This is a genomic window from Eisenbergiella sp. OF01-20 (genome assembly GCF_003478085.1).
Lineage (GTDB): Bacteria > Bacillota > Clostridia > Lachnospirales > Lachnospiraceae > Eisenbergiella.
This window is the reverse complement of sequence record NZ_QUES01000016.1, coordinates 13016-25754: the sequence shown is the minus strand read 5'-3', so window position 1 is coordinate 25754 and position 12739 is coordinate 13016. Positions and strand designations below refer to the sequence as shown.

At 50.7% G+C, this 12739-nt stretch carries 10 protein-coding genes; all 10 read right to left on the bottom strand.

Annotation, left to right across the window (positions count from 1 at the left end):
- Window positions 1-54: 54 nt before the first annotated feature.
- Window positions 55-1080: a branched-chain amino acid aminotransferase gene (locus DXA36_RS18025; RefSeq protein WP_118680876.1), complete on the bottom strand. Its 1026-nt coding sequence runs from the start codon at window positions 1078-1080 to the stop codon at window positions 55-57.
- A gap of 71 nt (window positions 1081-1151) precedes the next feature.
- Entirely contained in the window at window positions 1152-2504 is a 1353-nt protein-coding gene (locus tag DXA36_RS18020) for an FtsW/RodA/SpoVE family cell cycle protein (RefSeq protein ID WP_118680875.1), read from the bottom strand.
- Window positions 2504-2842, bottom strand: a complete 339-nt coding sequence (locus tag DXA36_RS18015) for a PadR family transcriptional regulator (protein WP_118680874.1) — start codon at window positions 2840-2842, stop codon at window positions 2504-2506. Before DXA36_RS18015 ends, DXA36_RS18020 begins: the two co-directional genes overlap by 1 nt.
- Window positions 2843-3023: 181 nt before the next feature.
- The gene (locus DXA36_RS18010; protein ID WP_118680955.1) at window positions 3024-3965 is read right to left on the bottom strand and encodes a magnesium transporter CorA family protein; all 942 of its coding nucleotides are present in this window, start codon (window positions 3963-3965) and stop codon (window positions 3024-3026) included.
- Window positions 3966-4115: 150 nt separating this feature from the next.
- A complete protein-coding gene (locus DXA36_RS18005; RefSeq protein WP_118680873.1) occupies window positions 4116-4889 on the bottom strand; it encodes an SDR family oxidoreductase in 774 nt (257 codons plus the stop codon).
- 59 nt (window positions 4890-4948) lie between these two features.
- Window positions 4949-6163: an oligogalacturonate lyase family protein gene (locus tag DXA36_RS18000; RefSeq protein WP_118680872.1), complete on the bottom strand. Its 1215-nt coding sequence runs from the start codon at window positions 6161-6163 to the stop codon at window positions 4949-4951.
- Between the two features lie 79 nt (window positions 6164-6242).
- Entirely contained in the window at window positions 6243-7514 is a 1272-nt protein-coding gene (locus DXA36_RS17995) for an FG-GAP-like repeat-containing protein (RefSeq protein WP_243114680.1), read from the bottom strand.
- Window positions 7511-9982 carry a rhamnogalacturonan lyase gene (locus DXA36_RS17990; protein WP_118680871.1) on the bottom strand — a complete coding sequence of 824 codons (2472 nt, stop codon included), beginning with the start codon at window positions 9980-9982 and terminating at the stop codon, window positions 7511-7513. Before DXA36_RS17990 ends, DXA36_RS17995 begins: the two co-directional genes overlap by 4 nt.
- Before the next feature lie 169 nt (window positions 9983-10151).
- Window positions 10152-11777 (bottom strand): extracellular solute-binding protein, encoded by a 1626-nt coding sequence (locus tag DXA36_RS17985; RefSeq protein WP_118680870.1) that lies wholly within the window; start codon window positions 11775-11777, stop codon window positions 10152-10154.
- Window positions 11778-11833: 56 nt separating this feature from the next.
- Window positions 11834-12739 (bottom strand): carbohydrate ABC transporter permease, encoded by a 906-nt coding sequence (locus DXA36_RS17980; RefSeq protein WP_118680869.1) that lies wholly within the window; start codon window positions 12737-12739, stop codon window positions 11834-11836.

The window sequence follows — 12739 nt, the reverse complement described above, 5'->3', positions numbered from 1 at the left end:
GCAGACTACACGTCAAACGCGGCTGCATCCAGTGCAGCAAGGAATCGAATTATGTTACAGAATAGTTCTTACCCAGCCTTCCGGTCCATCAACTCTTCCCATCTGAATTCCTGTGAGGGTATCATACAGCTTCTTGATAACCGGCCCCATCTCTTCCATACCGCTGGCAAAACAGATATCCCTGCCGTGATCCACAACTTTTCCTACAGGGCTGATAACAGCTGCCGTACCGCAGAGACCGCATTCTGCAAAGTCTTTCAGTTCTTCCAGCTTCACAGGTCGTTCCTGTACCTCTAACCCTAAGATATCTCTTGCCACCGTTACAAGGGAACGTCTTGTTATGGAAGGAAGAATACTGTCGGATTTGGGAGTGATGATCGTCCCGTTCTTGTCTACAAACAGAAAGTTGGCTCCGCCCGTTTCCTCTACATAGGTTCTTGTAGCAGGATCCAGGAACAGATTTTCATCAAATCCGTTGGCATGAGCGGTTACTCCTGCATGTAAACTCATGGCATAATTCAGGCCTGCCTTGATATGGCCGGTACCATGGGGCGCGGCTCTGTCAAAATCACTTACACACAGAGTTAAAGGCTTTGCGCCTCCCTTAAAATAAGGGCCTACCGGTGTAACAAATACGCGGAACTGATATTCCTCCGCAGGCTTAACCCCGATAACCGGTGAGCTTGCGAACATATAAGGACGGATATAAAGAGTGGCTCCGCTTCCATAAGGGGGAACCCATGCTGCGTTGGCTGTTACGACCTTATCGATGGCATCCAGAAATCTTTCCTTGGGGAAAGGGGGCATTTCCAGACGTCTTGCACTGTCTGCCATACGTTCGGCATTCAGGTCTGGGCGGAAAGTGACAATACGGCCGTCTTCTGTGGTATACGCCTTCAATCCTTCAAAGATTTCCTGGCAGTACTGCAGGATTCCCGCACATTCATTCAGCTGGATCGTGGCGTCCTCCGTCAATACCCCTTCATCCCATGCATCATTTCTGTAATTGGAAACGTAACGTACGTCAGTCACGCGATAACCGAACCCGAGATTGGCCCAATCAATATTTTTCTTTTCCATCGCAGCTCACTCCTTCGTTATAAACTTTACTGATTTAATCCATTGAAATTTATTATATCACTAAATCCTTATCAGTCAAAGATTTTTTTGTTTATAAGAATCCTGCTCAACTTCGCTGGCGTCAAATGGCCCTTTAAGCCCTGCGGCAGCACATTCTGGTATCGGTAGATGCTGAGTAAAATTCCGATTAAAGCATAAGAAACGATAGTACCGGTTCCACCATATGTAAACAGCGGAAGGAATACCGCAGTCGTAGGAAAAATAGTGAGATTTACCATTACATAAATAACAATCTGTACCGCAAATACCAGACTGCATCCGACTCCGATCACCGTTCCAAGCTGGTTTTTTTGATGAACACTGATCTTAAAGATTTTGAAAATAAAAAATCCCAATACTGCCAACAGCATAATTACAGCCAATATTCCATAATAATACATGACAAATGTCACAATATAATTACTTGTTATTGTCGGAAGGATACCATTGGGATTTACAGCTCCTTCACCGATCCATTTGCTGCCGCTTATCAGGTTTCTTGCCGTATTCATCTGATAATTACCTTCTCCTGCTGCATTAAAAACAGAAAACAAACGGGCTTTCTGATATTCTGTGCCAAACAAAAAATAATATAAGGCCGGCAGCCCAATCACGGATGAAACAACAATTATCATTTTTTTCTTCCATTCGCCAAACCATCCCTTTTTGGTAACGAAACAAATTTGAATCATCAAAATTATCATCAATGAACCTGCTGTGGATAAGTCGGGCAGTTTCAGAATGAGCATGGCAGGAAGCAAACCCCACACAATACTTTTGATAAATCCCTTCCTTCCCTGATTTTTGCAGGAAAATAAAATTCCTCCATAAAAAGGAATATACAGATATATTAATTGACGCAGACTGACGGATATGCCCCCTACACGCAGATAGCCCCGCTGTCCATTTATTGTCACGCCGCCAAAATAACTGTATAATAGAATCAGCAGCAATGCTGCGGCTCCTGCCTTTCCCCATAAGCCTATTCTTGTATAATCAAAAAAGCAGAAAAACATCATGACTGCCAGCCCAATTACCATATTCACACATTGGGAGTTGATATTATATGGATATGTTTCAGCCCCCATATCCTTTATCATTACATATTGGAAAAACAACCCCAAAACGCTTAAACCCAATACCAGCAAAATCATTTTCCATTCCATTTTCGGTCTATGTATACGATCCAAAGAAATGCCGACTTCAACGGGGTCCCCCATGTCTTCCATTGCTTTTTGATAGGATTGTGCTTCACTTATTCCATCAGACATAAATGCTTCTTTTTGATCTTCAATATGATTTTCTAATTCATCAGAAATCATTTCCCTCACTTTTCCGTATCGAATCTGCTCCGTAACTGTTTCAAGAAACTGCCTTTTATCCATCACACGCCCTCCGCCGAAAGAGTGAGAATTCCCGCAACAGCCTGGGAATACTCATTCCATTCCTTCTTTTTTTGGTTTAAATGCTTTTTCCCGGCATCCGTAATGGAATAATATTTTCGTGTTTTGCCGCCGATTTCTTTTTCGTAGCTTGTCAAAAAGCTCTTTTCTTCCAGGGCATGCAGCAGAGGATACAAGGTTCCTGCCTTTAATTCGAAAACATTATTGGAACGTGCACGAAGAGCTTCTATCATTTCATACCCATATAAATCTTTCTCTTCCAGCAGTTTTAACAAAAGCATTGATGTACTGCCTGATAACAGTGTTTTATCCACTGACATTTTAATCCCTCCTTATATCGATCATCTATATATAATATATATCGGGAATCTATATATGTCAATCCTAAAATAGCCATTGGGTGTAGATAAAAAAGTTTGGCGTCCCCCGGCCCGGATATAAAAAACGGCCGGGACGAAGGGTATCTTCTCCGCCCGGCAGTTAATATTTTCATTCCTTTCACTAAAGCATTTTCCGTTTCCGCAGGATCCGTATTACCAGGATGCACAATAGCAGGGTAAGCAGGCAGATAATCCCGAAACCAAAGGGTGTATCTGCCAGCGGCATCCATTTTTCATCCACATTCATCCCGTAGATTCCGGAAATTATCGTGGGAATAGCCATAACAATCGTGATGGATGCCAGGTATTTCATCGCCGTATTGAGCCGGTTGTCAATGACAGAGGAGAGCAGCTCTCTCGTACCCTTGATGATATCCCGGTATATCTGGGTCATCTCGATAGCCTGCTGGTTCTCTACCACCACATCCTCCAAAAGCTCCTGATCCTCCGGGTATTTCTTTATTTTGCTGTAGCGGACCAGCCGCTCCAGAACCATTTTATTAGCCCGCAGGGAGGTGTCGAAATATACGAGGTTGGATTCCAGCTCGTGAAGGTCGATGAGATCCACATCCTCCGTATCCCCGCCGATATGCTCCTCAATCTCCTTGCGCCTGCGGTCCACGATACGCAGATAGGACTGGTACAGCATACAGGTGCGCAGGATAATCTGATAAATAAAACGGATTTGTTTTTTGGTGCTGAACTCCTTAACCGCATTATCCGTAAAATACTTCAGGACGGGGGTTTCCTCCCCGCACACGGAAATCAGGGTATCCGCAACAAAAATAAGCCCCAGGGGGATTGTCGTATAGGCTTCTCTTTTATGACGGAATTCTATGGAAGGGATGTCGAACAGAATCAGGGTGTAATCATTGCTCACATCCACACGGGAACTTTCCTCATCATCCAGGGCCGCCCTGATGTCAGCGATATCCACCTGATATTCCTCGGCAACCAGGGTTCCTTCCTCCAGGGTGGGGTTCACCAGATTCACCCAGCTTCCCGGCCTGAAATCATCAATCTCGCGAAGGATATTATTCTCCGTAATATATCTTCTTACCATAATCCACTCTCCGCTTCTTGTTTTACTCCCATCTGTACCTGCATCGCCCGTGCCTGTGAAGCCGCAGGGACAATTCATGGGAAAATGGCGCCGCAGATTCATCATATCACAAGAGAATTTATTTTCCAATAAACTTTATTTTGTTTTCACCTATCCCAAACCGCCTTCGTATTTCCAGCCGCAGTCATCATGGTAGACCATCAGGCGGCTCATTCCGCCGTCTATACGAATGGTTTCCCCATTGATAAAATCATTTTTATCGTCACATAAAAACAGAACCGCCCGGGCTATATCCGCCGGCGTGCCCACCCTGCCGGAGGGATGCTGCGCCATATCCTGCCATGCATATTCCGGTTCCGGCAGGTCATGGGACTCCCATGTATCAATCCATCCGGGGGCAATGGCATTCACTCTCACCTTACCCGACAGGCTTACCGCCAGGGCATGGGTCAGCGCCGTAATCCCCCCTTTTGCGGCAGTATAACTTTCCGTATCCTTCTGGGACATAAAAGCCCTGGTGGAAGAAATATTCACAATGGATGCGTGCGGGGCAAAGTGCTCCTTCAGATACAGGGTGAGCAGATAGGGAGCCGTCACCCCCACCCGGAGCACATAGGTAAACGCTTCTCCGGTACAGCCGGAAAGCAGGCCTCCCGCACTGATACAGGCGTTATTGATCAAAGCATTCACCTTTCCGCATTTTTCTATAACATAATCTGCAAATTCTTTTACATCCGCTTCGTTTCCGATATCACCCACAAAGGCCTGTACATTCCGGTTTTCCGCCTGCAGCTCCTCCTGCGTCCGCAGCGCGGCCTCCCTGTCCCTGTCGATAAAAACCACTCTGCAGCCCGCCGCCGCAAACATTGTTACGATTTCTTTTCCGATTCCCCTGGCCCCGCCGGTAACCACACAATTCTTCATCCTGACCTCTTTCTCCGGCGGTTTCCGGGCGATGCCCCAGCCTTTACCCGCACGGCTTTCTACGCTTTGAACTGTTCCAAATCCACTCTGTAAATACAGGGCTTACCTTCCCTGTCTGATACAAATATAACATGCCTGTTGTCCTCCGTAAAGCAGGGATGAGGATGGGAATCCTGGGGATTTCCGTGGATCGCCCGCCAGGAGGTTCCATGGTAACACAGCCTGCGCTCTTCTCTCTTTTCCACATCCACAAGGTAAATGAAATCATTTTTGACTTCACATGAGGATGGACTGGCATCCGTTGTTTCCCCGCCCTGCGTTTCGTCCGTATCTTTGAGCATATGGATGGGGACGTCGCTCCCCTGGGCATCTCCCACCATGTAACGGTTCTGCTTGTCACAGATAAAATGGGCATAGGGGGAACAGGCCATGAAGATTTCCTCCTCCATGGTATCCGGATTGATCATACGGATATTTTCCACCTTTCTGCCGGTCGTCTCCCGGTAGACAAATGCCAGCTTTGAACCATCGGGAAGCCAGAATTCATGGGTCAGGATCAGATCCGACGGCTGTTCCCGGCAGCAGCGGTAATTGCTTCCGTCGCTCTGTACCAGCCACAGTCTGGCATCAATCAGGTCAAAGGGTCCTTCATGGCAGAACAGGATGGTATCGGGATCGCCGGGGCGGATCTGGGCATGCCCGAACCAACAGTCGTCCTCCAGCACCGTATGGCTGCTGCCGGTCTGCAAATCCACATACACAATCCGGCAATGAGGTTTTGCCTTGCAGGTCAGGGCGAAGAAATCCCAGTTTCCCCCTTTTTTCTGTTCCGGCAGGGAAGAGCGCAGCGTTTCCACTATGGCCAGATAGCGGTTATCCTGGCTCATCCCCCAATTTCCGCCGTTCCATCCTTCCGGAATCGAATACACACATTCCTTTTCCAGTGTTTCCAGGCACAGCTTCCAGATACCGCCCTTTTGCTGGTAAAAAATATGGGTATCCTCCGCGGAAATCAGGCCGCCGTAGTCGTCCAGCCCGTCGCCCTCCGTAAGCTGCACCGCATCTCCCGTATGCAGATCCATGAGATACAGCTGGCGTTCCCCCTCCGTCTGCGCACAGTATAAAAGCCGGGAGCCGTCGGCGGTGGTACAGCGGTTATAAAAATACATATGGTGGCTCACATGATCCGGTTCCGTAAGGCGTGTAACCCTCGTCCCCGTCCATTCGTCCGTAAATTCATGAAACTTGTTTTTGATGATTCTTCCTGCTGCCATATTCCTCTCTCCCGTAACTATTCATTCCCTTCATAGTTACCTCTTCCTTTCCTTTTATAAGTTTAGTTGCACGCCTGCTTCAGCGTTCTCCCCCGGGATACAGCGTGGACATAAAAAGCCTTTTCCCCTGGGGCAGGGGACGCCCGGAAGGCGCTTCCCCCAGGTCTGTCTGCGTCCCGCTGAATATCCGGGCCGTTTCTTTGGAGTAAACGATCACATCCTCTTTATTCCTTCCGAACAGATCCCCGTGAAGGACATAGCCGTCCGCCGGGAAGGATACCGCCGTATTTCCCATGCCGTCATACAGGGCAGGCATCACCCCGCCTCCCCGCCGGTAAGCCAGAATATAGTCCCTTCCTTCGCCGTTCCAATTGGAAAGGGAATCCACAATGGTCAGCCAGCCCTTGGTTTTCCGATCCTCTTTCCAAAGCTCCCGTCCGTTACCATCCAGTAAAAACATACCATCTTTTCCGTCCCACTGCCCCTTATAGCCGTCTCCCCTGCGGATCCGGTCCAGTCCGGCCACCTGCAGGCCCGGCAGTCCGGGCAGGAATTTTCCCAGAGCGATATGCTGGGATTCCACGGAACCCTCATACCGCCACAGCTCTTCTCCCTGCGCACTGTAGAGACAGGTTACGCTGCCCCCCACGGCAATTTCCGGCTTTCCGTCCCCATTCACATCCCCCACCCAGAGACAGTCCGCATGATCCTCCAAATCCCGGCAGGACCAAAGCAGCTTTCCGTTATGGTCCAGCAGGTCATAGCCCGCCATCACTTCCTCATAACCATCCCCGTTCACATCACTGCACCAGGGAAAATGCCCCAGGTTCCCCTCATGTGTCCATAACAGCTCAAACCGCCTGTTCATGGCCCACATATGCCGGTACCGATCCTTGAGTATGATGTCCTCCGGCCTCTCCTTCCCGCTGAGATTGGCAATCATAATACAGTCATGGGCATACCGCGAAGGGAGGGGATGGGATTCCTTTACCGCCCCGGTTGCTCCTTCCAGGATGAGGAACCTGTTATCCATCACACACAGGATTTCCAGGCAGCCGTCCCCGTCGATATCATAAATCTGTGCCGGGAAATCCGATCCGAAATTCCCCGGCCTGCCCGAGCTGTCCCCTTTCTGCCACAGCAGCTCACCGGTCAGCCGGTATGCGGTCACACAGGTGACCTGGTGGGGGACAAAACGGTCATCAATCCCGCTGTCCGCCTGTACAAATACTACCTCCATACGCCCGTCCCCGTCAATATCCCCCAGGAGTCCTTTTCCTCCTCCCGCCGCCTTAATATCAAAAGAATGGATCTGTTTTGCTTCCATAATTACCTGCTCCCCCTTTTTCATTTACTGTTTTCCTGCCCGCAGCCCTCTTCCTCTTCCGCCAGCCAGGGCAGGACATCTCTGAAATCACAGTCATTGCCATAATAAAATTTTGTATAGCAGGGCTGGTTGTAACAGTTGTTCTGCCAGGCCACCCCGCAGCGGTACATGGTATCGTGCATCAGCGTAAACAGCTTGTGCCCCGTGATTTCCGTATTCATATAGATACGGATGGCGCTGTCATCGTTCCTGCGCAGCAGAATTTCCTCCCGGAAATCCCCGAAAATATCCGCCACCAGACAGGGATTCCCCTTTGTCCCGTTATTCGTCATGGTATCCTCCGGTTCCAGCAGGACTCCATGGGTATTGTCGTTAATCACCCCCGGCTGCACCGTGCCGATATACTGGGCACGGTCAATGATCTGCGTACTCAGATCCCCTGCCCAGCGGATGTTCATATTGGTTCCCAAAACCGGTACCTCCAGCCGTCTGCCCGTACAGTCAAACACCTCGTTCACCCATACCTGAAGCCCTCTTGTGCCGGGATCGATTTTACCGATCATACAGCGGCCCAAATCCTCCGTGGCATATTCCCCAAATATTGCCTCCCCGGTCTGTGCATCGCGCAGGGCAAAGCCGTAGGGTACCGCCGCGCCGCCTTCAAACACATTAAATATCTGGTAGCCCGTTCGATCCGGATCGATCTTCGCCACATGCATGGCATCCCCGTGTCCCAGCTTGGCGCGCACACCGTCCGGTCTCCGGTCATAGCTGCTGTATAAAAGGGAACCGTCATGGTCGATCACCGCGGCGCCGTATATGATTTCCATGCAGCCGTCACCGTCCACATCCGCCGCGGAAAGACTGTGGTTTCCCTGCCCGGCCAGGCTTGCATAGATGGGATCCGTCCCTTCAAGCTCATGTATCCCCTCCCCCCGGAAGGGATTATCCATAAGGACATGACCACTGTCCGCACGGAAGTTTTCCCGGAACCGGTTTTCAAAAAAATCATAAGCGATTACAGCGGACCGTGTATAATAGCCCCTGGCAATAATCAGAAAAGGGCGTTCCCCATCCAGATAAGCCACCCCGGAAAGGAAACGATCCACACGGTTGCACGGTTCGATACGCGGCAGGGCATAATCGCCCCAGACAAGCCCGTCGTCCTCTCTTTCCACCGGGAAACGGATAGTCTCAAGCTCCCTGCCGTCCCCGGCGAACATGGTCAGATATTCCGGCCCGCTGTAAATAAAACCTTCGAATTTATCCAGTTCATTTTTTTCGCTTCGGGACGGCGCGTATACATGGATAAAATAATCGGCCAGTTCCAGGGCATCCGTCCGGTTCAGCGGATAATCGTATCTTTTTTCCGGCGCCGTATTCTTCCCTGTCCAGCATTCCTCCAGCGTCCCCGGCCACTGCCCCTGTATTACCTGCGGGTGCTCCTGCCAATGCATGAAAACCTCCGCCAGATGCTGCCGGTAATCCTGCGCCGAGCAAACATAAGTATCCTCCTGCCCCGCACCTGCGTCAATATCCTCCGGAAGCATTGTGATATAGCTTTCCGCCTCCACCGTTCCATCTGCCTTATACCGGATCATTTTGGTGCCCGGTGCGGTCTTGACCGCCATTTCGGCTTTTCCGTCCCCATTGAAATCATATACCATGAACTGGGTATAGTGGGCGCCCGCACGGATATTCACCCCCATGTCCAGACGCCAGAGCAGCCTTCCGTCCAGCTTTATGCAATCCAGATAGCATTTTCCCGTATACCCCTTTATGGAAACATCATGGGAGTTGGACGGATCCCATTTTACGATGTATTCATATTCCCCGTCTCCGTCCACATCGCCGATGCTCATATCGTTGGCATGGTACTCATAACGCTCTCCCGCCGGGGTTACGCCTCCTTCCGGCTTGTGCAGGGGGATATCCAGATATTCTTTTTCCCAGACAGCCGCCTCCCTGCAGGGTTCCCCTTCCTTTCCGTTTTGGATGGGGGCCACTGCGTACCTGTCTTTCTGCGTCCCCTGCGGGTCCAGGTAATTGGTGCTGTCCGTCACCTCTGCCAGCCGTTTTCCGTTACGGTATACGGCAAAATCCGTTCCTGTCATGCCGGTGCTGCAATATCCGCTTACCTCCTCCAGAAAAAGCCGCCAGCTTACAAATACCCCGTTTTCGGTTTTTACGGCCGCAAGCCCTCTGTCCAGCCGCTCCAGCTGTTCCCGGAACACTTTTTTTACCGGCGTCCGCACAACGGCGGTACGTTCCGTTTCTTTTCCGTCCTTTACGGCAGCCACCCATAGGAAATGGGGAATATGTGTGGCCCGCTCCAGCTGAAAGCGGCAGTCCTTTGTTTCCCCCATGATACGATATTTTACCGTGCTGCCCGCGCTGTCCGCCCAATATACCCGGTAGAGGTCGGCTTCCCCGGCCGGTTCCCAGGTTATGCATACGCTGCTGTCCGTTACCTGTTCCAATGTAATGCGCATTTTTGTGCTCCTTCCGCCTGATTAGAAAGGCTGCGGAGGCTATCCGTGCCTCCGCAGCCTCTTACTCTGCATGCCTGTTTCCACTACGCTTTCTCACGGTCTGCGCAGTAAATGCGCAGATTTGGCTGAACTATTTACCGTGCATTCCCGGTTACGTTATTTTTCCCTATTATTTGGACGTATCCGCCTGGTATAATTCATTCACTTCCGCAATCAGATCCGCGCCGCCTCTCTGTTCCCATACCTTAAACTGCTCCTGCAGCCCCTTTTCATCGATCTGTCCGCAGATATACTGTGTCCTTGCCCTGTCCAGGATATCCTTCAGATCCGTTCCCACCTCTGCGTTAATCTTGGAACTTACCAGATAACCGATGGCCGGGTTGAACACGGCGATATCGATATTTGCTTCTTTGATGGCTTCCTCTTCGATCTGGCGGTCACTCTTTTTCAGGGTGGTGGCATTCGGAAGGATTTCCGGCACATAGGGTACCGACTGGTTCAGGCCGATCTGGGGCTTCTCCTGGATTTCCTTATCTGTGAGAAGATCCACAAGGTATCCATCCCCGTCAATTTCGTGATCTCTGCCTTCCAGGCCGTAATCCGCAAGCACCCTCATCTGGTCGTCACACATTTTATCCAGATAGGTCAGACAGTTTTCCACATCCTGCTCCGTCTTTGCCCCTGCCTTGGTAATGAGCAGACAGCCTCCTGCCCCGGAGGTCGCCAGCGTACGGGGTTCTCCCCCTTCTTCCGCCGCAATGCCGCCGATGAGCTTCATGCTCGCGTTACCTTCTCCAGTTACGGAAGGGATCCCTTCTGTCTCAAAATAGTCCCAGATTCTCCTGGAATTGTCCAACACGTCCAGGAACATACCGCATTCCCCGTTCTTCACGCCGTCCGTCCAGGTATTGGTCTCACGGGTCGCCCAATCCCTGTATACAAGGCCGTCGTCATACATTTTCTTCATCCATTTCAGGGCTTCCATATATTCTTCGGTCTGATGGATCGGGACCAGCTTGCCGTCCACTTCCCTCCACTGGTTTCCGGCTCCGAACCAGGCCTGGATAATATCAAGCGGCCCCGTATATTTGCACAGGCACAGCCCGTAGGTATCGTCCACACCGTTTCCGTCCGGATCCCCGTAGGTGAACTGATACATCATGTTGTAGATATCCTCAATCGTCTCAGGCTCCTCCAGTCCCAGCTTCTCCGCCCAGTCGGCGCGGTAGCCGAGTCCGTTACGCCCGATGGGCCTGGAACGGTAGATACCTACCAGCTGTCCGTCCACCGTGAATCCTTTGGCGACATTTTCATTCATCTGGGACAGATTCGGGTATTTTTCCTTATCCCATACAAAATCATTCAGATCCCAGAAAGCCCCGTCCTTGGCCGCCTGTACAAGGTTTGCCTGCAGGTCGCTGCCATAGGTGATCACCATGGGCATATTCGCCTTATCCATCAGGGTTACCCCCAGGATATCTCCATAGGAGTCATTGGCAACCCAGTTGAAATCCACATTTATGCCCGTATATTCCTCCGCAGCCTTCAGCACATCCTCCGATCCCTCATTCCCCAGTGCGGTGCCGTAGATATCGATACACATGATGCTTATGGTGGGGTTTTCCCCATTTCCGGCATCGGCTGCAGGCGCTTGCGTGCCTGCCGTCTGACTCTCGGCTGCCGCCGCACTTGTGTCCCCGTTTGTTCCCGACGCGGGCTTGTTTCCGCAGCCGGCAAGCAAACCGGCTGCCAGAGCTGTCGTCAGCAATAAAGCCATTACTTTCTTACACTTCATCTTTTTTCCTCCCTTAAATACCATACATTTGTTTGGCTGTTTCTGTTTATGTCTAATCAGCCCTTTACGGCGCCGACCATAACACCTTTGGTAAAATACTTCTGGACAAACGGATAGATAATCAATATCGGAACCGTAGCCACCACCGTCGTGGCCATTTTCACCGCTTTTTCCGGCGGCTGGCCCATCGCGCCCCAATCAATGGGGGTTCCGTCGGTATTGATGCCGCCGGCAAGGAATATGATCCTCCTTAAAGCGATCTGCACCACTTCCTTGCTTCTGTCACTGATATACAGCATGGCGCTGAAATAGGAATTCCAGTGGCCTACCGCGTAAAACAGGGATACGGAAGCGATCGTGGGCTTGGACAGCGGAAGGATGATCTTCAGGAATATTCCCAGATCCGAACAGCCGTCCACCCGGGCCGCCTCCTCCAGTTCCTTGGGAATCCCCTGGAAATAGTTCTTGATAATGATCATATTGAACGCACTTATGGCGCCCGGCAGCCACAGGGACCAGTAGGTATTGGTCAGCCCCAGCCCGCTCACCACCAGATAGCTGGGAACCATACCGCCGGAAAACAGCATTGTAATGATTACCATATTGATAAAAAAGCTCCGCCCCCTCAGGTAGGCCCGGGAAAGGGGATAAGCCAGCGTGGTGGTAAACAGCATGTTTATCGCCGTTCCGATCACCGTTACCACGACGGAATTTTTCAGACCTTTAAAAACATCGCCGGTCCGGATTATGTATTTATAGGCGTTTAATGAAAATTCCGTGGGAATAATGAAAAACGCCCGTTCTGTCAGTTCCCTTTCCGTAGCGAAGGAGCCTGCCAGCACATAAAGGAAAGGCAGGACCGTAACCACCGCACACACGCCTACAAACAGGTAAATGAGAACCTGCACGGCCTGGTCGCCCGGACTTCTCTTGATCGTAGAGCCTTCACGCACTCTTGACAT

Excerpts from the sequence above, each read along its gene's own strand:
- DXA36_RS18015 (WP_118680874.1), bottom strand. The coding sequence starts at position 2,842 with ATGTCAGTGGATAAAACACTGTTATCAGGCAGTACATCAATGCTTTTG.
- DXA36_RS17995 (WP_243114680.1), bottom strand. The coding sequence starts at position 7,514 with ATGAAAAAGGGGGAGCAGGTAATTATGGAAGCAAAACAGATCCATTCT.
- DXA36_RS17980 (WP_118680869.1), bottom strand. The coding sequence starts at position 12,739 with ATGTCAAGAGTGCGTGAAGGCTCTACGATCAAGAGAAGTCCGGGCGAC.
- DXA36_RS17985 (WP_118680870.1), bottom strand. The coding sequence starts at position 11,777 with ATGAAGTGTAAGAAAGTAATGGCTTTATTGCTGACGACAGCTCTGGCA.
- DXA36_RS18025 (WP_118680876.1), bottom strand. The coding sequence starts at position 1,080 with ATGGAAAAGAAAAATATTGATTGGGCCAATCTCGGGTTCGGTTATCGC.
- DXA36_RS18010 (WP_118680955.1), bottom strand. The coding sequence starts at position 3,965 with ATGGTAAGAAGATATATTACGGAGAATAATATCCTTCGCGAGATTGAT.
- DXA36_RS18020 (WP_118680875.1), bottom strand. The coding sequence starts at position 2,504 with ATGGATAAAAGGCAGTTTCTTGAAACAGTTACGGAGCAGATTCGATAC.
- DXA36_RS18000 (WP_118680872.1), bottom strand. The coding sequence starts at position 6,163 with ATGGCAGCAGGAAGAATCATCAAAAACAAGTTTCATGAATTTACGGAC.
- DXA36_RS17990 (WP_118680871.1), bottom strand. The coding sequence starts at position 9,982 with ATGCGCATTACATTGGAACAGGTAACGGACAGCAGCGTATGCATAACC.
- DXA36_RS18005 (WP_118680873.1), bottom strand. The coding sequence starts at position 4,889 with ATGAAGAATTGTGTGGTTACCGGCGGGGCCAGGGGAATCGGAAAAGAA.